Annotated in this window: 15 protein-coding genes; 12 read left to right on the top strand and 3 right to left on the bottom strand. The window is 70.8% G+C overall.

Features of this window, described 5'->3' with window-relative positions:
- Positions 1 to 19: 19 nt before the first annotated feature.
- Positions 20 to 850 (bottom strand): amidohydrolase family protein, encoded by an 831-nt coding sequence (locus tag E1294_RS33695; protein WP_132515017.1) that lies wholly within the window; start codon positions 848 to 850, stop codon positions 20 to 22.
- 299 nt (positions 851 to 1,149) lie between these two features.
- On the opposite strand from E1294_RS33695, the gene E1294_RS33690 reads away from it, so the two are divergent.
- Positions 1,150 to 3,585 (top strand): glycoside hydrolase family 95 protein, encoded by a 2,436-nt coding sequence (locus E1294_RS33690; protein ID WP_220448076.1) that lies wholly within the window; start codon positions 1,150 to 1,152, stop codon positions 3,583 to 3,585.
- A gap of 115 nt (positions 3,586 to 3,700) precedes the next feature.
- On the opposite strand, the gene E1294_RS33685 is transcribed toward E1294_RS33690, so the two are convergent.
- On the bottom strand, positions 3,701 to 4,804 hold the full coding sequence (locus E1294_RS33685; RefSeq protein ID WP_220448075.1) for an FCD domain-containing protein: 1,104 nt from the start codon (positions 4,802 to 4,804) through the stop codon (positions 3,701 to 3,703).
- A gap of 160 nt (positions 4,805 to 4,964) precedes the next feature.
- Between E1294_RS33685 and E1294_RS33680 the strand changes: the two genes are divergently transcribed.
- The 8 genes from E1294_RS33680 to E1294_RS57465 all read left to right on the top strand — a co-directional run bounded on the left by E1294_RS33680 (position 4,965) and on the right by E1294_RS57465 (position 17,510).
- Positions 4,965 to 6,236: an ABC transporter substrate-binding protein gene (locus E1294_RS33680; protein WP_132515016.1), complete on the top strand. Its 1,272-nt coding sequence runs from the start codon at positions 4,965 to 4,967 to the stop codon at positions 6,234 to 6,236.
- Complete coding sequence (locus tag E1294_RS33675) at positions 6,233 to 7,162, top strand: carbohydrate ABC transporter permease (RefSeq protein WP_132515015.1); 930 nt, start codon at positions 6,233 to 6,235, stop codon at positions 7,160 to 7,162. Before E1294_RS33680 ends, E1294_RS33675 begins: the two co-directional genes overlap by 4 nt.
- Entirely contained in the window at positions 7,159 to 7,965 is an 807-nt protein-coding gene (locus E1294_RS33670) for a carbohydrate ABC transporter permease (RefSeq protein WP_220448074.1), read from the top strand. The genes E1294_RS33675 and E1294_RS33670 overlap by 4 nt, the downstream gene beginning before the upstream one ends.
- Positions 7,966 to 7,967: 2 nt before the next feature.
- A complete protein-coding gene (locus E1294_RS33665; RefSeq protein WP_220448073.1) occupies positions 7,968 to 10,013 on the top strand; it encodes a DUF8034 domain-containing protein in 2,046 nt (681 codons plus the stop codon).
- An 8-nt stretch (positions 10,014 to 10,021) separates the two neighbouring features.
- Positions 10,022 to 10,789, top strand: a complete 768-nt coding sequence (locus E1294_RS33660) for an RraA family protein (RefSeq protein WP_132515013.1) — start codon at positions 10,022 to 10,024, stop codon at positions 10,787 to 10,789.
- Positions 10,786 to 12,633 carry a right-handed parallel beta-helix repeat-containing protein gene (locus tag E1294_RS33655; protein ID WP_220448072.1) on the top strand — a complete coding sequence of 616 codons (1,848 nt, stop codon included), beginning with the start codon at positions 10,786 to 10,788 and terminating at the stop codon, positions 12,631 to 12,633. The genes E1294_RS33660 and E1294_RS33655 overlap by 4 nt, the downstream gene beginning before the upstream one ends.
- On the top strand, positions 12,630 to 14,429 hold the full coding sequence (locus E1294_RS33650) for a right-handed parallel beta-helix repeat-containing protein (RefSeq protein WP_132515011.1): 1,800 nt from the start codon (positions 12,630 to 12,632) through the stop codon (positions 14,427 to 14,429). The genes E1294_RS33655 and E1294_RS33650 overlap by 4 nt, the downstream gene beginning before the upstream one ends.
- A 93-nt stretch (positions 14,430 to 14,522) precedes the next feature.
- Positions 14,523 to 17,510, top strand: coding sequence for a glycosyl hydrolase (locus tag E1294_RS57465; protein WP_132515010.1), 2,988 nt, complete (start codon positions 14,523 to 14,525; stop codon positions 17,508 to 17,510).
- A gap of 101 nt (positions 17,511 to 17,611) precedes the next feature.
- Here E1294_RS57465 and E1294_RS33640 read toward each other — a convergent pair whose 3' ends face one another.
- Positions 17,612 to 18,820 carry an MFS transporter gene (locus E1294_RS33640; RefSeq protein WP_132515009.1) on the bottom strand — a complete coding sequence of 403 codons (1,209 nt, stop codon included), beginning with the start codon at positions 18,818 to 18,820 and terminating at the stop codon, positions 17,612 to 17,614.
- A gap of 99 nt (positions 18,821 to 18,919) precedes the next feature.
- Between E1294_RS33640 and E1294_RS33635 the strand changes: the two genes are divergently transcribed.
- The 3 genes from E1294_RS33635 to E1294_RS33625 all read left to right on the top strand — a co-directional run bounded on the left by E1294_RS33635 (position 18,920) and on the right by E1294_RS33625 (position 23,391).
- Positions 18,920 to 19,459, top strand: coding sequence for a MarR family winged helix-turn-helix transcriptional regulator (locus E1294_RS33635; RefSeq protein ID WP_132515008.1), 540 nt, complete (start codon positions 18,920 to 18,922; stop codon positions 19,457 to 19,459).
- A gap of 368 nt (positions 19,460 to 19,827) precedes the next feature.
- Positions 19,828 to 21,708, top strand: a complete 1,881-nt coding sequence (locus E1294_RS33630) for a calcineurin-like phosphoesterase C-terminal domain-containing protein (RefSeq protein ID WP_132515007.1) — start codon at positions 19,828 to 19,830, stop codon at positions 21,706 to 21,708.
- A 207-nt stretch (positions 21,709 to 21,915) separates the two neighbouring features.
- Entirely contained in the window at positions 21,916 to 23,391 is a 1,476-nt protein-coding gene (locus tag E1294_RS33625) for a pectinesterase family protein (RefSeq protein ID WP_132515006.1), read from the top strand.
- Positions 23,392 to 23,450: the final 59 nt, after the last annotated feature.

The raw sequence follows: 23,450 nt of genomic DNA, 5'->3' as shown, positions 1-23,450 counted from the left end.
CGGGCGGCCGGTGCGGCCGTCAGTCCAGCCGGTACGCCCGCCGCGCCGTCCCTGCGAAGACGTCGGCGCGCTCGCTGTCCGACAGGCCCGCGCAGAGCTCGCCCGCGGTCTCGGCGACCCGCTCGTAGCCGGCCGCGAGCAGGCACACCGGCCAGTCGGAGCCGAACATCACCCGCTCGGGCCCGAACGCCTCCAGGACGATCTCGGCGTACGGCCGCAGGCCGGCCACCTGCCAGGACGCCCAGTCGGCCTCGGTGACCATCCCGGACAGCTTGCAGAAGACGTTGGGGTGGCGGGCCAGGTCCAGGACCCGGCTGCGCCACGGCTCCAGCTCGCCCGAGGCGATCGGCGGCTTGGACAGGTGGTCGAGCACGAACGTCAGCTCCGGCATGGCGGCCACCGTGTCGATGGCGGCGGGCAGCTGGTGCGGGAGCGTGAGCAGGTCGTAGGCCAGCCCGGCGGCGGCCACGGCGGCGAGCCCGCGGCGCACGTCGGCGCGGGTGAGCCAGCCGGGGTCGGGCTCGGACTGCACGCCGTGCCTGACGGCGACCAGCCCGTGGGGCAGTCCGGCGAGGGTGTCCGCGGCGCCGGGCGCGGTCAGGTCGATCCAGCCGACGACACCCGCGACGAGCTCGGACGCGGCGGCCAGGGCCAGGAACTCGCGGGTCTCGCCGAGGTCGGGCAGCACCTGCACCAGCACGGTGCGGCTCACCCCGGCCGCGGCCGCGGGGCCGGCGAGGTCGTCGAGGGTGAACGTGCGGCGCACGGGGGCCATGGGCTCCGGGTCGAGCCAGGCGTGGGGGCGGGCGGACAGATCCCAGACGTGGTGGTGGGCGTCGATGCGGGTCATCACGGCTTCCGGCTCGGTCGGGAGCGGGCGATGGCCGCCCTCTCCAGCAGGAGATCGTTTCCGGACCGGAACCTAACATACATCCTACGTTAGAGCCAGGATTGAGGGAGGTATGGACATCAAGGCCCTCTTCGCGTAGACATACATCCTATGTTCGCGGTGAACATCCGCTGAACCACTCGCCTTCGACGTCCCCCGCGGTCCGAGAGACACCCGGACCCCCTGACGGCGCGATCGCCCTCATCGCTCTCATGACATCCCGCCCCGGCGGCGGCATGCGTTCTGGAAGAGGAGTAAAGGTGACCAACGACGGCTACACACGACGAGGCGTGCTCGCGACGGGCTTAGGCGCCGCGGCCGGATCCATGCTCGTGACCGGGGTGAGCGCCGGTCCCGCGCGAGCCGCGACGCGGCACGGCTCCCAGCACGGCCCGGCGGGCAACCCGCTCACCCTCTGGTACACCCGCCCGGCCGAGGAATGGCTCGAAGCGCTGCCCGTCGGCTGCGGGCGGATCGGCGCCATGGTGTTCGGCGGCGTGGCCACCGAGCGGTTCCAGCTGAACGAGGACAGCATCTGGGCCGGCGGGCCGCACACCTACGACAACCCCGAGGCGCTGGCCGCCCTCCCGCAGATCCGGCAGTGGGTCTGGGAGGACAAGTGGCAGCAGGCGCAGAACCTGGCCGACGAGAAGTTCCTCGGCATCCCGAGCGAGCAGGCGCCATACCAGGTGCTCGGCGACCTCACCCTGACCTTCCCCGGCTCGGCCGACTTCACCGAATACCGGCGCGAGCTCGACCTGACCCGTGCCGTCACCACCGTGACCTACGTCCGCGACGGCGTGCGCCACACCCGCGAGGTCTTCGCCAGCAACCCCGGCCAGGTCATCGTCGTGCGGCACACGGCCGACAAACCCGGCTCGGTGACGTTCCAGGCGGCCTTCTCCAGCCCGCAGACCACCACGACGGCCGCCGCCGGACCCGGCACCATCGCCATCGACGGCGTCAGCGGCGACACCCAGGGGCTCAAGGGCGAGGTGCGCTTCCGCGCCCTGGCCAGGGCCGAGGCGAAGGGCGGGACGGTCGGCACCGACGGCGGCACGCTCACCGTGACGGGCGCGGACGAGGTGAGGCTGCTCATCTCCATGGGCTCCGGCTACCGCAGCTTCAAGGACGTCGGCGGCGACCCCGGCGAGGTGGCCGAGCGGCATCTGAAGCGGGCCGCCGGGCAGCCGTACGAGGTGCTGCTGCGCAAGCACGTCAACGACTACCAGAAGCTGTTCGGGCGGGTCGAGATCGACCTCGGCACGTCGGAGGCGGTCGCGCTGCCGACCGGCGAGCGCATCGCCCGCCAGCAGCTCGACACCGACCCGCAGCTGGCCGCCCTCTACTTCCAGTACGGCCGCTACCTGCTGATCTCCTGCTCCCGGGCGCCCGGCCACGCGGCCAACCTGCAGGGCATCTGGAACGACTCGCTCACGCCGGCGTGGGAGTCGAAGTACACCATCAACATCAACTGCGAGATGAACTACTGGCCGGCCGGGCCCGGCAACCTCATCGAGTGCATGGACCCGCTGTTCGACCTGATCAAGGACCTGGCGGAGACCGGGGCGCGCACCGCCAGGACGCAGTACGGCGCGAAGGGCTGGGTCGCCCACCACAACACCGACGGCTGGCGCGGCACGGCGCCCGTGGACTTCGCCTTCTACGGCGTGTGGCCCACCGGCGGGGCGTGGCTGTGCCTGACGTTGTGGGAGCACTACCTCTACACCGGCGACGAGCGGCGGCTGCGCGAGCACTTCCCACTCATCAAGGGCTCCGTGGAGTTCTTCCTCGACACTCTCCAGACCGACCCCAGGACCGGCTACCTGGTGACCAACCCTTCTCATTCGCCGGAGGTAGGCCACCACGAGGACGGCGGCGAGAACGTCAGCATCTGCGCCGGGCCCACCATGGACATGCAGATCCTGCGGGACCTGTTCGGCGCGTTCGCGGAGGCCTCGGAGGTCCTCGGGGTCGAGGAGGATCTCCGCGCCAAGGCCGGCGAGGCCCGCTCACGGCTCGTGCCCAACCAGGTGGGGCATCTGGGACAGATCCAGGAATGGCAGGAGGACTACCGCGGCGACGCCGCCCTGTCCCGTAGCCGGCACATCTCCCACCTGTGGGGGCTGTTCCCCGGCCACCAGATCGACCCGCGCCTCTCCCCCGACCTGGCTCAGGCGGCCCGCAGGACGCTGGAGCTGCGAGGCGAGGCGGGTGCGGGATGGTCTCTCGCCTGGAAGATCAATTTTTGGGCGCGGCTGCTGGACCCCGCCGAGGCGTACAGGCGGCTGGGCAACCTGCTCGTGCCCGCGCGCACCGCGCCCAACATGTTCGACCTGCACCCGCCGTTCCAGATCGACGGGAACTTCGGCGGGGTCTCCGGGATCACGGAGATGCTGCTGCAGAGCCACGGCGACCAGGTGCACCTGCTGCCCGCCCTGCCCACCGCCTGGCCCGCAGGGTCGTACTGGGGGTTGCGGGCGCGCGGCGGGTTCGAGGTGGACCTCACGTGGGACGGCGGCGCCTTGCAGCGCGGCGAGATCCGCTCTGACCTCGGACGCAAGCTCACTCTCCGCACCGCCCGCCCGGTCACCGTCACGGAACGAGGCCGCCCGGTCAAGGCCGACCGGCCCGAACCCGGGGTTCTCGTCTTCGACACCCGCAAGGGCGCGACGTACGAGGTCGTCCCGGCCTGACGCACTCTGAGCCCGCCCCCGGCCGCCGCCGGCCTGGGGGTGGGCGCTGCCCGGCGGCGGCGCCCACCCCCGCGGCCTGCGTGTGCCGATCAAAGGTGAGCACCGACTCGCAGGGCTACGGGACCGGGGACCGGCCCGGCGGGTCGGTGCCGCGCCGGGAGCGGGGGCGTGTGCGGGAGGCCTCGCCGCGGGCGTGGGCGGCGAAGAGGCGGGCCGCCTCGTCCGGGTCGCCGGACGACAGGGCCGCCACCAGGTCGTCGTGGTGACCGGCCATCGCCATCCAGTCGCCTTCGTACAGGGGGTTGCCCACCACGTGCAGGCTCCACAGGTTCGATTCGATGGTCCGCCACAACCGCAGCAGGAAGGAGTTGCCGCACGCGGCGCACACCCGCCGGTGGAAGGCGAGGTCCGCGTCTCTGAACGCTCCGATGTCGCCGTCACCCGCCGCCCGCCGCATGGCCAGCACATCCCCCGCGAGCTGCTGCAACGTCTCGGGCCGGATGCGGACGGCGGCGCCGCGTGCGGCATACTCCTCCAGCAACACCCTGATGTCACGCACCTCCCGGGCCTGCTCATCGGAGATCTCCGCGACGTAGCTGCCCCGGTTGGGATAGGAGATGACCAGTCCCTCGTGCGCCAATCGCTTGATAGCCTCTCTCGCCGGGGCCTGGCTGGTGCCGACCCGGCGGGCGATCTCGGCCTCCACCAGCCGCTGCCCGGCCACGAGCTCTCCCGAGACGATCCAGCCGCGCAGCAGCGCGTAGACCCGGTCGGACAGCAGCTCCCTGGGCAGCACCTGGCTGGCGGGCGGCGCGACCTGCTGCTCCTGCCAGATGCGCGCGACCGTCGACTGCGACAGCCCGAGCTGCCTGGCCATCGAGCGGGTGGAGGGCAGGAGGGAGGGCGCTGCGGAGCCATGGGCGGCGGCGATCACGCGTTCGGCCTCCTGCCGCTCCGTGCTGCGTGGCCGCCCGGGTCTCGGCGCGTCGGCCAGGCCGTCGAGCCCGCGCTCCACGAAGCGGGCGCGCCACTTCGCGACGGTCGCCGAGCTGACGGCGAGCCGGGCCGCGATCTCCTTGCGCGACAGCCCGTCGGCGCACGCCAGCACGATGCGGCTGCGCAGGCCCAGCCCGCCGCCGGCCTCCTCCGCCCATGCCTCCAGCGTGGCGCGCTCCTCGGCGCCCATTACCAGCCGTTTGTCGTCAACGCGTCCAGTCACGCTCCAACCATAACGTATTTATGACTCAGTCAACCGCTGGAAACGTATTTGTAGCAGAGCATAACCCCTTGACCGACCCCGGTTACCAACGTATTAAATAATCGCTAATCGAGTACGACCCATTAAAAGGCGTCGCAGATCTCGCCCCCTTGGAGGTGCGATGCGGTCCCCCCGTTCATCCCTCGTCCTGTCAGGCATCGGATGCCTGCTCCTGCTCACCGGCTGCGGCGGGGGCGGCTTCGCCGGCGACTCCCAAGCACAGCAGAGCGAGGGCGGCCAGGTCACCGTCAGGATGCTGGTCAACATCAGCCCGAACCTCACGCAGGCGTACTGGGACGGCCTGGTCAAGCCGTTCGAGCAGGCGAATCCCGGCATCGACGTGAAGATCGAGGCGCCCACCGGCAAGGGCGTGGCCGACACGCTGCCGCAGCAACTCGCCGCCGGCAACGCTCCCGACGTGGTCGAGACGCTGATGGCGGACGAGACCCTGGCCAAGCAGATGCTCGACCTGAGCGACCAGCCGTGGGTGAAGGACACGCCGCTGGTCGAGCAGGCCAAGCTGGGCGGCAAGGTCTACACCGTCGGCGTCGGCGTGCAGGCCCAGTCGCTGGTCTTCTACAACAAGGACGCCTTCGGCAAGGCCGGGATCGACCAGCCGCCGACCACGTGGGACGAGCTCGACGCGGCCATGGGCAAGCTCAAGTCGGCCGGCTACCTGCCGCTGCAGACCGGCGGCGACTTCCTGACCGGCCTGCAGCTGCTCCAGCTCTCCAACCCCTCCCGCGCCCAGAACCACCCCACCTGGCAGCAGGACGTCACGTCCGGCACGATCAAGGCGGGCGAGTCGCTGCTGCCGTACCTGGAGCGCTACCACGGCTGGATCGGCAAGGGGTACATCGACAAGAACGCCCTGGGCATGAAGTACGCCGACGCCGAGACCGCGTTCCTGTCCGGCAAGTCGGCCATGTACGTCATGGGCAGCTGGTTCACCGCCGCCGAGGCCAAGACCGAGAAGGACTTCGAGGTCGGCGTCTTCCCGGCCCCGGTCGACAAGGGCCAGCAGTATCCGGGCCCGCAGGGCGCGACGCTCGCGGCCCCGTACATGATCCTCAAGTCGAGCCCGCAGAAGGACGCGGCGCTCAAGCTGGTCCAGTGGCTCGTCACCGACCCGGCCGCGGTCAAGAGCCAGCTCAAGCAGGACGGCAACTTCCGCACCGGCGTCGAGCGCGAGTTCACCCCGCTGGAGAAGCAGGTGCAGGAGATCCTCGACAAGGCGCCGTCCGGCGTACCCCAGGGCGAGGGCTACGGCGACGCCACCCTGCCCAAGGGCTTCAACTCCGCGTGGAACACCGAGGTCCAGGGCCTGTACGTGGGCAAGTCGCCCAAGGAGGTCGCCGAAGGCGTGGACCGCTGGCTGGCCGGACGATCATGACCGTCGCCCGAGAAGCACCCGTCGCCACGGTGCGGGAGGCCCCGCGGAAGCCCAGGCGGCACGACGGCCTGACGACCGCGCTGATGGCCGGCCCGGCCACCATCCTCTACGTGGTGATGCTGGTCATCCCGGTCGTTCTGGCCTTCTACCTGAGCCTGACCGACTGGGACGGCTTCAGCGCCGACCCCGCCTTCGTCGGCGCCGCCAACTACGCGAGCCTGCTCGACGACCCCGAGCTGCGCCGCGCGGCCCTGGTCACCCTGCTCGTCGCGGCGGCGGGCACGGCCGGGCTCAACCTGCTCGGCCTCGGCTTCGCCCTCCTGGTGAACGGTGCCTCCCGGGCCAACACGTTCTTCCGGATCGTGCTGTTCTACCCGCACGTGCTCAGCGCCCTCGTGGTCGGCTTCCTCTGGTCGGCCATCCTCGGCACCACCGGCGCGGTCAACAACCTGGTGACCACGTGGGGCGGTGAGGTGCTGCCGTTCCTGTCCGACCCCACCTGGGCCACGGTCACCATGATCGCGGTGCTGGTGTGGGCCGGGTTCGGCGTCAACGTCGTGCTCTATCTGGCCGGGCTCCAGGCGGTTCCGCACTCGCTGATCGAGGCCGCGAAGATCGACGGGGCGACCCGGTGGCAGGTGTTCAGGAACGTGACCCTGCCCGCGCTGGGGCCGTCGGTGACGATCAACATCGTGTTGTCGCTGGTGACGCTGCTCAAGACGTACGACCTGGTGGTGTCGCTCACGGCGGGCGGCCCGGCCGGGCAGACCCAGACCGTCGCCTACCTCATCCTGTGGAACTCCTTCCACGACGCCCGCCTCGGCTTCGGCTCGGCCCAGTCGGTGATCCTCATGCTGGTCACCGCGGCGCTCGCGTTCGTGGTGACCAGGCTGCGCAGGCGCGGCGAGATGGCGGTGCACCAGTGAGAAAGACCTTCCTCTGGGCGACCGTCGCCTTCATGCTCATCCCGCTCTACGTGCTGACCGTCAACGCGTTCAAGGGCCAGCAGGAGATCCTGGGCAACCCGTTCGGCGTTGCGGGCCTCACGCTGGAACCGCTGGGCAGGGCGCTGACGAACCCGCAGTTCGACGTGGTCAAGGGGTACGCGGTCACGCTGCTGTTCGTGGTGGCCGTCAACGTGCTGTCGGTGCTGCTGGCCGCGCCCGCCGCGTACACGATCGCGCGCAGCCCCAAGCGGCGTTTCCGGGTGCTCATGTTGTTCTTCCTGGCCGGGACCTTCATCCCGGGCCAGGTGCTGGTCATCCCCGTCGTGTACGTGCTCAAGACCCTCGGCCTCATGGGCACGATCCGCGGCTTCGTGTTGTTCGAGACCACGCTCACGCTGCCGTTCTCGATCTTCCTGTACGCCGGCTACATCGCCACCATCCCCGCCGTGCTCGACCAGGCGGCGGCCGTCGACGGGGCGGGGCGGCTGCGCACGTTCTGGCAGATCGTCTTCCCGCTGATGCGGCCCGCGGTCGCCACGATGGTCATCCTCAACACGTTCTCGGTGTGGAACGACTTCGTGAACCCGCAGATCATCCTGGGCCCCGGCAGCGGCCTCTACACGGTGACCACGGGCGTCTACGCCGCCGTCAGCCAGTACTCCACCGACTACACGGTGGTCTTCCCGACGCTGCTGCTGGCCATCGCCCCGCTCCTCGTCTTCTTCGTCTTCATGCAACGGCACATCATCAGCGGCCTCACCGCCGGGGCCACGAAAGGTTGAAGATGCGCACAGTGCCCTCGAAACCCGCAAGCCCTACGCAACCCGCGAACGATCCCGGCACCCTCCCAGCGACCGCCGGCGATTCCCCCGTACTCGCCGCCGCCGAGCCCGCCGAGCCCTCCGCACCCCCCGTGCCCTCCGTCACCGCGACCGTCCCGCTCGGCGCGCCGCCCGCATGGGCGGTGCTGGAGCGGCGGCTGTTCGACGCGCTCGACGAGGCCTGGCGGGCCTTCGCCGCCCGCTACTGCGGGCCCGACGGACGGCTCATCTACCACGGACCCGCCGCCGACCGCGATGGAGCCGACGACTTCTACGAGGCGTTCTTCAACTGGCCGACGCTCTACCAGCTGGGCGGCGCGGACGACCTGCTGGACGCCGCCAAGCACCACTGGGAGGGCGTCACCACGCAGCTCACGGAGCTCGGCTATCTGGTGGACGAGTTCGAGCGCGGTTATGACTGGTTCCACCAGGGCGAGTCGCTGCTGCTGTTCTACGGCATCTGCGCCGCGGACCCGCGCGACGAGCGTTTCCGCGCGCGGGCGCGCCGCTTCGCCGACCTCTACCTGCCCGGTTCGGCCAACTACGACGCCGAGCACGACATCGTCCGCGCCCCGCACAACGGCGCCGGCGGCCCCCGCTACGGCCTGCAGTGGGAGTGGGCCTCCTACCACACCGACCTGGTCAGCATGCGGCCGTTCGGCCTGCCGCTGCGCGACCTGCCGGGCATCACGCGGTGGGAGGACCTGGCCGACCCGAGCAACGCCGCCCGGATGGGCGCGGCGATGAGCGAGCGCATCGGCCGCGGCGACGTGGCCGTCAACCTGGCCGCGACCAGCCTTGCCGTCAACGCCTGGCTGTACGACGGCGACGAGCGTTACCGCGACGGGGCGCTGCGCTACATCGGCGCCTGGCAGCGCAGGGCGGAGGCCAACGGCGGGATCCTGCCCGACAACGTCGGCCCGTCCGGCGTCGTCGGCGAGCTGCACGGCGGCCGCTGGTACGGCGGCAACTACGGCTGGCAGTGGCCGCACGGCATCTACAGCGTGGGAGCTGCCGCCGCGATCGCCGCGGTCAACGCCCACCTGCTGACCGGCGACGACGCCGCGCTCGCCGTCGGCCGCGACCCTCTGGAGGCCGTGTACGGCCGCGCCGTCCAGGCGAGCGTCACCGAGACGGACATGAGCATCAGCGACCGCTGGCTGGCCGAGCTCGGCGACGAGGTGGGCAAGCCGACGATGCTGGTGCCCAACCGGCACGACGACCAGGGCTGGTTCGACTTCCAGCCGCCGCAGCTGGGCCTGCCGGTCTGGCTCTGGCACGTGAGCCAGTCCGGTGGCGACGCCGACCGGCTCGACCGGCTGCGGGCCGGCTCGGGCTACGACTGGACCAGGGTGCGCCCGTTCCGCAACAAGGAGGAGGCCGGGCACGAGGCGCCCTGGCTGGAGTTCCTACGCGGCGCCAACCCCGGCTTCCCCGAGGCCATGTTGTCGGCGGCGCTCGCCCAGGTGCAGCGGCGCATGGCGCTCATCGACGCCGACACCGCGGACCTGTCCACCATCCACGTGCACCACTGGCAGCGGCTCAACCCGGTCGTCACGGAGGCGCTGCTGCAGCTGACCACCGGCACCCCGCAGGTGCTCTACAACGGCGGGCTGCTGCCCGCCCGGCTCGCCTACTTCGACGCCGACCGCCGCCGCCCCGGCCTGCCCCCGGACGTGGCCGCGCTGGTCGACTCGGTACGCCCCGGCGCCACCGGCGTCGAGCTGGTCAACCTCAGCGTCGCCCGCACCCGCAGGGTCGTGGTGCAGGCGGGCGCGTTCCACGAGCACCGTATCGACCGCGCGGTGGTCAGCGCGTCCGTGAGCGGGTCCGGCGACGGCTACCCGGGCGACCCGCGCGCCTACACCGCTCCCCCGATCACCCAGGCCGGGCAGGAGGTGACGGTGGACGGTCCGCGCCTGCTCGTGGAGCTGCCACCCGGCCGCCGCATCCGGCTCGACCTGCACACGACCGCGCGCGCCCGCACGCCGTCGCACCAGCACTACTGAGGAGTTTCATGGACGACGCCATCTGGGATCTGCCTGTTCGCGGGGAACTGCCCGCCGAACCCGATCCCGCCCTCGTGGAAGGGCTGTCCCGGATCAGCGCGGCCACCGCCTGCGCCAAGCTGCACGCGCAGGGCATCCGGCGTACCTTCATCGAGGGACCGCGTCCCATCGCCCAAGGACAGAAGATCGCCGGCCGGGTGCGCACGCTGCAGTTCATGCCGCAGCGCGAGGACGTCGCCTCCGGGCTCGGCCAGGAATACGTCGAGCGGCACACCGCCCTGTGGGCCGTGCTCGAGGAGATCCAGCCCGGTGACGTGCTGGTCGTGCAGGCGTACGGCAGCGCCTACACCGGGTGCTTCGGCGACATGCTGGTCCGCTACTTCAAGCGCAAGGGCGGCGCGGGCATCGTCGTCGACGGCCGGATCAGGGACCTGCCCAGGGTGGGCGGTCTCGGCCTGCCGATCTGGTCGACGGGCGCCACCCCCCACTACGCCTCGCAGGCGGAGCTGTTCCCGTGGGCGTACGACGTGCCGGTGGCCGTCGGCGGGACGCTGGCGCTGCCCGGCGACCTGTGCGTGGCCGACGACGACGGCGCGGTGATCGTGCCGCGCCGTCGCGCCCAGCAGGTGCTGGAGTCGGCGGCCGACCACGAGCAGTGGGAGCGCTACAGCCGCGCCCGCATCGAAGAGGGCGGGGCCCTTTCCGACTACTACCCACTCACCCCCGAAACCCGCGCCGAGTACGAGCGGTGGCGGAATGTGAAGGAGAGCCAGTGATCCTCAGGTCTGTGGGCGCGATCGTCTTACTCGTCGGCGGGCTGACCGCCCCGACCCCGGCCCCTTCGGCCGACCCTTCGACGGCCGCGAACCCCAACTGTGACTACTACGTGTCCCCCTCCGGGAGCGACCAGGGCGACGGCAGCTCCCGGCGCCCGTGGAAGACGATCGAACAGGCCCGCGACGGGCTCAGGGCCAAGAAGAACCACCAGAACTGCGACATCGTGGTCAACGTCAAGGCCGGCGACTACGTCGTCGACAAGACCATCGAGTTCACCGAGGCCGACTCGGGCCAGAACGGCCACACGATCACCTACCGCAGCGCGGACGGGCCGGGCAAGGCCCGCCTGCTCGGCGCCAAGCCGCTCACCGGCTGGCAGAAGTACAAGGACAACATCTACAAGACCAAGATCGACCGGAACTTCTACACGCTGTTCGAGGACGGCAAGCGCGCCACCACCGCCCGCCACCCGAACAGGACGAGCGACGACCTGTGGTCCCCCTACCTGTTCTCGATCCTCGGCGAGCCGGAGAAGGAGGCGGTGCGCCAGTGGCTGTACTTCAAGCCGGAGGACGTGCCGCAGGAGTGGGACGCCGACTTCGACGAGAACGCCCAGATCGTGGTCTGGTCAGGCGGCTCGTGGAGCTGGTTCACCGACACCGTGCCGCTGGGCGGCGCCGACTTCCGCAAGAACTTCTTCACGCTCGACCACTGGGCCCGCTACTCGTTCGTCAACAGCCGCAGCGGCTCGCGTTACTTCCTGCAGAACACGCTGCGCTTCCTCGACCAGCCGGGTGAGTACTACTTCGACTTCGCCAAGGGCGAGGTCTACTACTGGCCGAAGGGCTCGATCGACAAGGTCATGGCCCCGACCGTGAAGACGATCCTGTCGATCGCGGGCAGCAGCCCGGAGGAGCGGGTGCAGAACCTCGCCTTCGACGGGCTGGCGCTGCAGTACAGCGACTTCGTGGACTGGTACCGCGCGGGCTGGATCAGCGAGGGCGACTCCGGTTACGAGCACAAGTACCCCGTCTACGACCGGCAGATCGAGATGCCGCGCAACCGGTTCGGCATGATCACGGTGACGAACTCGCGGGACATCGACCTGACCGGGCTGCGCCTGTCGGACAGCGGCTTCATGGGCGTCTACCTGTTGTTCGCCAACGAGCGGGTCAAGGTGTCGGACAGCCTGCTGGAGAACATCGGCGCCGACGGCATCAAGGTCGAGGGCGGCTACCCCGGCGAGGGTGACATCTCGGGGCACCACACGTTCACGAACAACTACATCCACCACGTCGGCGAGCTGGTCCCCGGCGACGCGGCCGGCATCGAGCTGCTCAGCACGGGCAACAACGAGATCAGCCACATCAACGTCGAGCACAGCGCCCGCTACGGCATCAGCCTGGAGGTGCGGCCCGAGGTCAAGGACGAGGACAACTACGCCCGCAACAACCGCTTCTCCTACATCCGCATCGACGAGGCGGGGCTCGACAGCGGCGACATGGGCGCCTTCTACACCTACGGCGTCAGCAACACCGAGCCGCACGAGATCGACAACCACGTCTCGCAGATGGTGATCGGCGACGTCATCAACGACCCGGCCGGCGCGATGCCGGACAGCGGCACCCGCGGCGTGCACATGGACGCCGGCGGCTGCGGGTTCTCCTTCGAGAACATCGAGGTCGGCAAGGTCAGCGACGACAAGTACCAGAGCTACCAGTGCAACGAGGTCAAGAACGCCAACTGGGCCGACGGCTTCGACTCCTCCAAGATGGAGTACGACAAGATCGGCGTGACCGACGCCTTCCCGTACCCGCTGCCGGAAGCGCAGGAGGCGCAGTGAAGGTCGTGAGCGCGGCCGTGGTGGTTCTCGCCGCCCTCGTCGTCACCCCTACCGCCAGCGCGCAGGCCCCGTGCAAGCCCGTCGAGTTCTACGTCGCGCCCGGCGGCGCGGACGGCGGCCCTGGCAACGCGCAGCGCCCGTGGAAGACGATCGAGCACGCCCGCGACCAGCTCAGGGCCAAGAAGCGGCACCAGAACTGCGACATCGTGGTCAACGTCAAGGCCGGCGACTACGTCGTCGACAAGACGATCGAGTTCACCGAGGCCGACTCGGGCGAGAACGGCCACACGATCGTCTACCGCAGCGTGGACGGGCCGGGCGAGGCCCGCCTGCTCGGCGCCAGGCCGGTGACCGGCTGGGAGAAGTACAAGGGCGACATCTACAAGACCAAGGTCGACCGGAACTTCTACACTCTGTTCGAGGACGGCAAGCGCGCCACCACCGCCCGCTACCCCAACCGCAGGTCCGGCGACGTGTGGGCGCCCTACCTCACCTCCGTGCTCAAGGAGCCGGAGAAGGAGGCGGTGCACCAGTGGCTCTACTCCAAGCCGGGCGAGTGGGACAAGAGCTGGAACCTCGACAACGCGCAGGTGACGGTCTGGTCGGGCGGCAGCTGGAGCTGGTTCACCGACACCGTCCCCATCCAGAACCCGTCGTGGGACGACAACCAGATCACCCTGGAGCACTGGACGCGCTACGCCATGGTCAACAGCCGCGGCGGCTCGCGCTACTTCCTGCAGAACTCGCTGGACTTCCTCGACCAGCCGGGCGAGTACTTCTTCGACTTCGACAAGGGCGAGGTGTACTACTGGCCGAAGGGCTCGATCGACAAGGTCATGGCCCCGACGGTGAAGACGATCATCTCGCTGGCGGGCAGCGCGCCGGACAAGCGGGTGCAGAACCTCGCCTTCGACGGGCTGGCCCTGCAGTACAGCGACTTCGTCGGCTGGTACCGCAACGGCTGGATCAGCGCCGGCGACGCCGGCGTGCCGCACAAGTACCCCGAGTACGACCGGCAGATCGAGATGCCGCGCAACCGGTTCGGCGCGCTCACCCTCACCAACACCCGCCACATCGACCTGACCCGGCTGCGCATCGCCGACACCGGCTTCACGGCGGTCTACCTGTTGTTCGCCAACGACCACGTCCGGATCTCCGACAGCCTGCTGGAGAACATCGGCGCCGACGGCATCAAGGTCGAGGGCGGCTACCCCGGTGAGGGCGACGTGGCCGGTCACAACGTCTTCACCAACAACTACATCCACCACATCGGCGAGCTCGTGCCCGGGGACGCGTCCGGGGTCGAGCTCATGAACACCGGCAACAACGAGGTCAGCCACACGGTCGTCCGGCACAGCGCACGCTACGGCGTCAGCCTGGAGGTGCGCCCCGAGGTCAAGGACGGCGACGGGTACGCGCACGGCAACGTGTTCAAGTACCTCCGCATCGAGGAGGCGGGCCTGGACAGCGGCGACATGGGCGCCTTCTACACCTACGGCGTCAGCAACACCGACCCGCACCCGATCACCAACCACGTCTCCCAGGTCGTGATCGGCGACGTCATCCCCGACGCGTCGATGCCCGACAGCGGGACGCGAGGGGTGCACATGGACGCCGGCGGCTGCGGGTTCTCCTTCGAGAACATCGAGGTCGGCAAGGTGACCGACGACAAGTACCAGAGCTACCAGTGCAACGAGGTCACCAACGCCAACTGGGCCGACGGCTTCGACTCCTCCAAGATGGAGTACGACAAGATCGGCGTGACCAGCGCCTTCCCGTACCCCGTCCCGAATTAGACGGCGCCCGCGGGCGGCGGCCGATCCGCCGCCCGCGGGCGCATCCATCCGCCCTCGGGCGCCCCGGGGGCACGGCCCGCTGGAGCACCCCCCATGAACGACCTGACGCGCCGCGGCTTCCTCTTCCTGAGCACCGCCGCGACCACGCTCGCCCTCTCCGACGCACCCGCCGTCACCACCGGCGGCCCCACGGGCAGCCCCACTGGCAGCCCCACTGGCAGCCCCACTGGCAGCCCGGGCAAGGCCTGGTTCTCCCGCCCGGCCCGGTCCGTCCGGCCCATGGTGCGCTGGTGGTGGCCCGACGCCCACGTGGATCCCGCCGAGATCAGACGGGAGGTCGACCAGCTCGCCGCCGCCGGGTTCGGCGGCGCCGAGATCGCGGCGGTGCACCACAGCATCCGCGACAAGTCCGTGCTCGACCCGGCCGGCCACGGCTGGGGCACCCCCGCCTGGAACGCCGCCGTCGAGGCCGCCCTCGACCAGGCGGCCAGGCGCGGCATCCGTGTCGACCTGACCATCGGCCCGTCCTGGCCGGCCGCGGTGCCGTCCATCACCCCGGACGACCCGGCCGCGGTCAAGGAGCTCGCCCACGGCTCGGTCACCGTCGCCGCGGGCGCCACGTATGCGGGCGACGCGCCGCCACCGGCCGTGCCGCCCGGCGAAGGCGTCACCGAGCGGAAACTCCTGCTCGTCCAGGCGGCCAGGATCGAGCCCGCCCACTCCACCGGCGACGAGACCGGCCTCGACCCCGCCTCCGTGCGGGAGGTGCCCGTGACCGGCGAGAGCGTCACATGGACCGCGCCCGCCGACGGCGAGTGGGTGCTGATCTCCTACTGGGAGCGCGGCTCCGGCCAACGCCCCGAGTCCGGCCCGCACACCGCGCCCGAAGCGTACGTGGTCGACCACTTCAGCGCGGCGGGCACCCAGGCGGTCATCGACCACTGGGAGTCCGAGCTGCTCACGCCCGCCGTGCGCGGGCTGCTGAAGAAGGCGGGCGGCGCGCTGTTCGAGGACTCCATCGAGATCGAGACCGACGCGCTGCCGTGGACGCCGGGGCTGCTGGAGGAGTTCGGGCGGCGGCGGGGTCACCCGCTCGCGCCCCTGCTGCCGGTGATGTTGCTGGCGGAGGAGGACCCGGTCTTCGCGTACGAGGCCGCCATGACCAGGCACGCCCGCAAGGACTACTGGGACACGATCTCCGAGCTGTTCAACGAGCACCACTTCGCCAGGCTGCGCGACTGGGCCCACTCGCTCGGGCTGAAGCTGCGCGCGCAGCCGTACGGGCTGCGGACCGACGCCATCGCGGCGGCGGCCGTGCTGGACGTCCCCGAGGGCGAGTCGCTCGGGTTCAAGAACCTCGACGACTACCGCTGCCTGGCCGGCGGCCGCGACCTGGCCGGGCACGAGGTGTTGTCCAGCGAGGCGGGTGCGTACGCGGGCGGCGCCTACACCACGACGTGGACGAGGCTGCTCACCACCATGGGGGGCGCGTACGCGGCGGGGCTCAACCAGACGGTGTTGCACGGGTTCTCCTACGCGAGCGCGCCGGGGGCGGCCTGGCCGGGGTTCGCCGCGTTCACGCCGTACGACGGGACGGCCGGCTATTCCGAGTCGTGGGGGCCGCGCCAACCCACATGGCAGCACGTGCCCGATATTTCTGGATATTTCGCTCGCATCCACCAGGTCCTGCGGGAAGGTCGTCCCCGGGCGGACGTGGCGGTCCTGCGGCAGACCGGATACACCAAGACCGGCATCGGCGCCAGCTGGTTCACCGCCAGCGGCGTGCCCACCGGCTGGACCCACCAGTTCGTCAGCGGGCCCCTGCTCGACCTGCCCGCCGCCCGCGTCTCGGGCGGCCGGCTCGCGCCCTCCGGCCCTGCCTACAAGGCGCTGTTCGTGGAGGGCGACAAGTTCTACGCGGGCGAGCCCACGATGACGGTGCCGGTGGCCGGGCGGCTGCTGGAGTACGCGCGGGCCGGGCTGCCCATCGTGCTGCTCGGCGCGTGGGAGTCGGCCTCGGTGCCGGGCCTGCCCGGGGACGGCGAGAACGAGCGGCTGCGCGAACTCGTCGCCGCGCTGCTGGCCGAGCCCACGGTGCGGATGGTCGCCGATCAGGCTGACGTCCCCGACGCGCTCGCCGACCTCGGCGTACGGCCCGACGTGCGGCATGCGACCCCGAGCACGCTGCTCACCCTGCGGCGGGTCGCCGGGGGGATCGACTACTACTACCTGTGCAACGGCAAGCACGTCGAGAACCCCAAACCGCCGGTCGCGCCGATCGACCACGACGTCACGCTGGCCCGCGCGGACCGCCACGGAGTCCCGTACCTGCTGGACCCGTGGACCGGCCGGGCCGAGCGGATCGCGCTGTACGCGGAGGAGCCCGGCGGGATCCGGCTGCGGGTGGCGCTCAAGCCGGGGCAGGCGCGGATCGTGGCCATCGGCCGCCCAGGGCTGTTCGGCGACCGGACGGGCAACCGCCTCCACGCCACCGCCACCGACGCGGACCGCGCCCTCTACTCCGGCGGCGACCTCGTCGTCCGGGCGGCCAGGGCAGGGACCTACACCACCGCCCTCTCCACCGGCCGTACCGTCACCACGGTCGTCGGCGAGGTCGCCCCGCCCGTGGAGCTGTCGTCGTGGCGGCTCAAGATCGAGGACTGGCGGCCGGGCGCCACCCCTGACCGGACGGACAAGGTCGTCCACGAGCTGGATCTGGAGGCGCTCGCCCCCTGGACGGAGATCCCCGAGCTGGCCGACGTGTCGGGCATCGGGACCTACATCACCACGGTCGACGTGGACGGCCCGGCGTACCTGGAACTGGGCGAGGTGACCGACACGTGCCGGGTGCGCGTCAACGGCCGCCGCCTGGACCCGGTGGACCAGATCTCCCCCGTGGTGGACGCCGGCCGCTACCTCAGGCGCGGGACCAACACCATCGAGGTCGAGGTGGCCACTCCGCTCGGCAACCGGCTCAGGGTGGCGGACCCGGACGTCTACGGCGGGCTGAAGCGGCAACCGTACGGGCTGATGGGGCCGGTCCGGCTGGTGCCGTACGGGGAGGAACGGGTGCGCCCGTGAACCAGGGACGTGCTCGCCCGTCTGCGCCGCTAAAATGAAGCGCGCCCGCCGGAACCGGTCCGGATCGGGCGCGCCGCATGGTCGTTGCTTCGGCGTACGGCTCACTTGGCCAGGGAGCGGCCGGTGGCCCAGACCGCCAGGCCGGCGACGGCGCCGAACGCCGCGCCGATCCACAACACGCCGGTGGTGCCGGTCGCCGAGACGACGACGCCGCCGACCGCCGCACCCGCCGCGATCGCCAGGTTGAACATCGAGGTGTTCAGCGCGGTGGCGGCCTCGGCCGCCTCAGGCGCGGCCTTGAAGATCCAGCTCTGCACGCCCACGGGCACCCCGCCGAAGGCCAGACCCCAGAGGACCAGCAGCACCAGGCCGCCGGCCGGCGTGGCGCCGGCGAGGGGGAACAGGGCCAGGGAGGCGGCCAGCAGCACACCCGCTCCGATGAGCGCGCGGCGCGGGTCGCGGGCGGCGGCGGACCCGGCGACGACGGTGCCGAGGATGCCGGCGACGCCGAAGGCCAGTTGCGCGGGACCGATCAGGGTGGCGTCGAGCCCGGAGGTCTGCTGCAGGATCGGGCTGATGAAGGTGTAGGCGGCCCAGTGCGCCCCGACCAGCAGGAACGTGGCGGTCACCGCGGCACGCACGGCGGGGTTGCGCAGCTGGGCGAGCAGGGTGCGCGGCGAGACGATCGTGGTGGCGGGCAGCTTGGGCAGCAGGGCGTACAGGGCGACGGCGACCAGGGCGCCGAGGGCGGCGACCACACCGAAGGCGATCCGCCAGTCGGTCAGGCCGCCGATCAGGGTGGCGGCGGGAGCGCCCATCACGTTGGCGGCGGTGGCGCCACCGAAGGCCAGCGAGGTGGCGCGGGGGATGTGACGTTCGGGCACGAGCCGGACGGCGACGCTGGCGGCCAGCGCCCAGAAGCCGCCGATGGCGATGCCGACGAAGACGCGGGAGGCCAGCATCACGCCGAAGTTGGGGGCGAGCGCGGACGTGAGGGTCGCCGCGAGCATGACGGCGAGCAGGCTCAGCAGGACCAGACGCCGGTCGAGCCGCCGGATGAGGATCGGCAGGACAGGGGCGGAGATCGCCGCCAGCAGCCCCGGCAGGGTCACGGTCAGCCCGGCCAGCCCTTCGGAGACGCCGAGACCGCCGCTGATGGCGGTGAGCAGGCCCACGGGAAGCGACTCGACGGTGACCATCGCGAAGGTGGCGGTGGCCACCGCGATGACGGCCAGCCACTGCCGGAGCGGAACTTTCGGTGAAGCAGCCGCCGGAGTTGCACTGCCGACGGGTGCGGTGTCCACGGACATGACATCCACCTCAAAATCTCAATGTTGAACTTTTCAACATTGAGGATCGTAGGAGATGGGTTACCTTAGTGTCAAACACTTCAACATTAAGGAGTTCCGATGGAGCAGACCGAGGACCACGTCGACCGTGTGCTGCGTCAGTGGCGGGCCGAGCGCCCCGACATCGACCCCTCGCCTATGGGTGTGATCGGCCGCATCTCCCGCGCCGCCCAGACGCTCAGCAAGCGCAATCGTGTCGTGTTCGCCCGCCACGAGCTCCAGCCCTGGGAGTTCGACATCCTGGCGACGCTGCGCCGGTCAGGACCGCCGTACCAGATGACCGCCGGAGGTCTCAGCGGCGCGTCGATGGTCACCTCGGGCGCGATCACCAACCGGATCGACCACCTCGTGAGCCGGGGCCTGGTCACCCGCGCAACCGACCCGGGCAACCGCCGCAGCGTCCTGATCACGCTCACCGACGCCGGCCGCGACGTCATCGACGGCGCCGTCACCGACCACGTCAGCGGCGAGGCCCAGTCCCTGGCGGCGCTGTCCCCGGGCGAGCAGGACCAGCTGGCCGCCCTGCTGCGCAAGCTCCTGCTCAGCCACGGTGATGCCCCGGCCGGGGCACAGGCGGGCGCGGCGTCATCCCGCGCGTGACGGCCCGTCCCCGGCGGGCCCGATCGGCCGCGAACCGGCGCGAACCGGCGCGGACACCGCCGGACCCTTCCCCACCGGCCGGCTCCTGCCCAGGGGCCTGGTGGAATCGCCAACCGGGTGACGGAACGACGTCAGGCGAGCTGGAGGTGCGCGGAGAGTTCTGAAACCTTCGCTACCGGCCCCTCGACCGCGGTGACGGCGCGTCCGCGACTCCAGCGTCGCACCGATGGCCCGCACGTTGGATCACCCGCGGGCCGACCTCCATACCGCTGGCGTTCTCTCGCGCAGGGGCCGTTGTTCAGCTCTCTCGGAAAAGATCGTTCGGCTGCCATGACGGCCGCACCGAACGACTCACCGGAGAACGCTTTATGTTGAGTTCCTCCCGAGAAGGCATCAAGCTCCGCGTTGCCCTGGCCCTCACCTCCCTGGTCGCCGGCTCGGCCGCGGCGATCGCCCCCGCTTCCGGCGCCGCGGCGAGCCCGCTGACCGGCGCCTGGAACAAGACCGCCTACCGCGGCCACGTCGAGGTCGTCCGCACCCAGGACGGCCCGGCCGACCCCTCGGTCCTGACCGGAACCGTCTTCGTCGACCACGACCGCGACAGCGTCCACGACCGGAACGAGCGCGGCCTGCGCGGCGTCGTGGTGTCGAACGGGCGCGACGTGGTGACCACCGACTCCCGCGGCCGCTACCGGCTTCCCGCCTACGACAACATGACGGTGTTCATCACCCAGCCGGCCGGCCACCAGGTGCCGGTGGACGAGTCCAACGTCGCGCAGTTCCACTACAACCACCTGCCCGAGGGCTCGCCCGCGCTGCGCTACGGCGGCATCGCCCCCACCGGGCCCCTCCCGGACGCGGTGAACTTCCCCGTCGTGCGGAGCGGGCCCACGAAGGCCCGGGAGCAGCACTGCGTGATCGCGGGCGACCTGCAGCCCTACAACAAGACGGAGGTCGGCTACGCCCGCAAGGGCGCGATGGCCGACCTCGCGAAGCGCCACGACTACCAGGGCTGCGGCACACTTTTCATCGGTGACGTCGTCGGTGACGACCTGTCGCTCTATCCGGACGTGAAGGAGCTCACGAGCCTGATCAACGGGCCGGCCCGGTTCCTGCCCGGCAACCACGACCTCGACTTCGACGCCGGGACCGCCGAGCACGCGTTCGACACCTTCCGCGCGCAGCTCGCGCCCGCGTACTACTCCTACGACGTGGGCGACGTGCACGTCGTCGCGCTCAACACGGTGCGCTACCCGTGCACCCCCGACGTCGACAACGCCGACGGCCTGCGGCCCCAGTGCGACACCCCGGCGGACCGGCCGGCCTACAACGGCAGGCTCAGCGACGACCAGCTCACGTGGCTGGAGCGCGACCTGGCCAAGGTCGACCGCGGCAAGCTCATCGTGGTCGCCAGCCACATCTCCCTGCTGAACTGGGCCGACGAGGGCAGCCCGATCCACAACGTCGACCAGGTCCGCAAGGTGCACGAGCTGCTGGACGGCCGTAAGGCCGTCGCCGTCTCCGGACACAGCCACTCCATCGAGAACATGAAGACCGGTGACCTCGCCAAGGGCTGGCGTGACCTCTTCGGCGTCGAGGGGCTGCCGTTCCCGCACATCACGGCGGGCGCGATCTCCGGCGACTGGTACTCGGGCGAGCTGACCGACGAGGGCTACCCCGTCGCGGTCGGACGCGACGGCGGCATGCCCGGCCTGCTCACCCTCGATGTCCGTGGCAGCTCCTTCAAGGAGCGGTACACGGTCACCGGCAAGAGCGACGAGGTGCAGACGCAGCTGGGTCTCAACAGCCCGGCCTACCGCGAGTGGTACGTCGCGCGCCAGGCCTGGAACGAGGACCAGCAAGGAGAGGCGCCGGAACTGGGCGACCCGAATGTCGTGGACCGCGAGGATCTGGCGGGGCACACCTGGCTCACGACCAACTTCTGGATGGGCTCCACCGGGTCCACGGTCAAGGTCAAGATCGACGACGGCCAGGAGGGCGAGGCCATCCGTACCCAGGAGCTCCGCGGTGAGGACCAGCTGATCGGCCCCGAGTGGTCCGACCCGCACGCCGCCGCGCAGCAACTGCTCGGCGACGCCAGCATCGCTGACCGGTCGATGCACCTCTGGCGGTTCGAGCTGCCCGCCGACCTCGCCGAGGGCGAGCACAGCGCGACGGTCACCGCCACCGACTCCTACGGCCGGACGTTCACCGACACTCTGCGCTTCACGGTCGTCGAACAACGGTAACGGCTTTCCTGCCCGTTCCTCGTACCCATTCCTTCGGGGCCGCCACCCGCACCGGGTGGCGGCCCTGCGCGTTCTCGGACCGGTGCGCGTCCGGCGGCCCGAGCGCTGATCCCAGCCCACAACCGGGGCTTCCCGGCCTTGACCGGACCTGTTGAGACGTATACATATTTATTCACAGCCAACTATCCATTCGCTTGAGAGGTGCAGGTGAAGGCAACCATCACGGTGCTCGCGACCGCGGCGGCGCTCGTCTTATCCCCGGTGACCGCACAGGCCGAGGCGGGTGACGAGCCGCGGTTCTCGGTGCCCGGGCGAGGCGGCGGGACCTGCGTCGACGCGCCCCTGACCATCACGTTCCCCGAGCCGCCGGCCCTGGGCACGATCGGCGCGATCGAGGTGCGCCGCGCCGACGGCACACTCGCCGACCGCATCGAGGCCGCCACCGCGAAGACCGACAGGAAGAACGTCGGCAGCGCCATCTCCGACACGGGACTGCCGCACGACTTCTCGTACGAATCGATCATGATCGAGGGCCATCGGGCCGACGTCTACCTGCACCACCGGCTGGAGTACGGCCAGGAGTACTACGTCACCGTCGACCAGGGCGTGTTCGCGGGCTTCGACGGCGTGCGGGACCCCCGGGCCTGGCGGTTCACGACGACCAAGCGCGAGCCCAAGCCCGGCCGGCTGACGGTGTCGGCCAAGGGCGCCGGCGACTTCTGCACCGTGCAGGGCGCCATCGACGCGGTGCCGACCGGCAACACGACCCCGGTGACGATCGACGTGCGGCCCGGCGTCTACACCGAGATCGTCTACGTCCGCGAGGACCGCCCGCACATCACCGTGCGGGGCGCGGGGGCGAAGCGCACCGTGATCCGCTATCCCAACAACGACCTGCGCAACGGCGACAAGGCGCTGAGCGACGGCGGCCCCGAGGATGTGTGCCCGCGCCGCGTGCTGGAGACGTCCGACCTGCACAACTGCTGGCGGGCCTCGTTCGGGGTGGACGCCTCCGACTTCCTGATGAGCGACGTCACCGTGCACAACACGACGCCGGACGGCGGCTCGCAGGCCGAGGCGTTCCGGGGCAACAACGAGCGCATCGCGCTCGAACGCGTGCACCTGCGCAGCTTCCAGGACACGCTGCGCCTGCAGGGCAAGGGTTTCGTGACCGACAGCCACATCAGCGGCGACACCGACTTCGTCTGGGGCACCGGCACGGTGTTCATCCAGGACACGGTGCTGGAGTCGACGGACCGCGGCTACATCTCGCAGAGCCGCAACGACGAGACCCGGCCGGGCACGGTGTTCGTCAGGACCAAGCTGACACGGGCTCCCGGCGTTCCGGACGGCTCGGTCGCGCTGAGCCGCAGCGCGGTCTGGCGTTTCACGCACAGCCAGGTCGTGTACATCGACACCGAGATGGACGGCCACATCGACCCGGCCGGCTGGCAGATCGACCCGGACGACTGCGCGCAGGCCCGGCAGACGTCCTTCTGGGAGTACGACAGCACCGACCTTTCCGGCCGCGCGATCGACACCTCGCAGCGGCTGGCCTGCTCGCGCCAGCTCACGGACGCCGAGGCGAAGCAGTGGAGCGACCCGGCGTTCGTGCTGGGCGGCTGGGATCCGGAGCGGGGCCACCACGGAGAGCACGGGAGCCGATCTGATGCACACGAGTGACGAGACGGGCGCCGGACCGGCGCGGACGGCGAGCCGGCGCGGCGTGCTGGGCGGGGTGC

It is taken from the genome of Nonomuraea diastatica (assembly GCF_004349015.1).
Lineage (GTDB): Bacteria > Actinomycetota > Actinomycetes > Streptosporangiales > Streptosporangiaceae > Nonomuraea > Nonomuraea diastatica.
The sequence above is the reverse complement of the archived record's forward strand: the minus strand, read 5'-3'. Positions and strand labels throughout refer to the sequence as shown.

Bases quoted from the DNA above. Each gene is read 5' to 3' on its own strand.
- E1294_RS33695 (WP_132515017.1), bottom strand. From the start codon at position 850: ATGACCCGCATCGACGCCCACCACCACGTCTGGGATCTGTCCGCCCGC.
- E1294_RS33680 (WP_132515016.1), top strand. From the start codon at position 4,965: ATGCGGTCCCCCCGTTCATCCCTCGTCCTGTCAGGCATCGGATGCCTG.
- E1294_RS33675 (WP_132515015.1), top strand. From the start codon at position 6,233: ATGACCGTCGCCCGAGAAGCACCCGTCGCCACGGTGCGGGAGGCCCCG.
- E1294_RS33665 (WP_220448073.1), top strand. From the start codon at position 7,968: ATGCGCACAGTGCCCTCGAAACCCGCAAGCCCTACGCAACCCGCGAAC.
- E1294_RS33660 (WP_132515013.1), top strand. From the start codon at position 10,022: ATGGACGACGCCATCTGGGATCTGCCTGTTCGCGGGGAACTGCCCGCC.
- E1294_RS57465 (WP_132515010.1), top strand. From the start codon at position 14,523: ATGAACGACCTGACGCGCCGCGGCTTCCTCTTCCTGAGCACCGCCGCG.
- E1294_RS33640 (WP_132515009.1), bottom strand. From the start codon at position 18,820: ATGTCCGTGGACACCGCACCCGTCGGCAGTGCAACTCCGGCGGCTGCT.
- E1294_RS33635 (WP_132515008.1), top strand. From the start codon at position 18,920: ATGGAGCAGACCGAGGACCACGTCGACCGTGTGCTGCGTCAGTGGCGG.
- E1294_RS33630 (WP_132515007.1), top strand. From the start codon at position 19,828: ATGTTGAGTTCCTCCCGAGAAGGCATCAAGCTCCGCGTTGCCCTGGCC.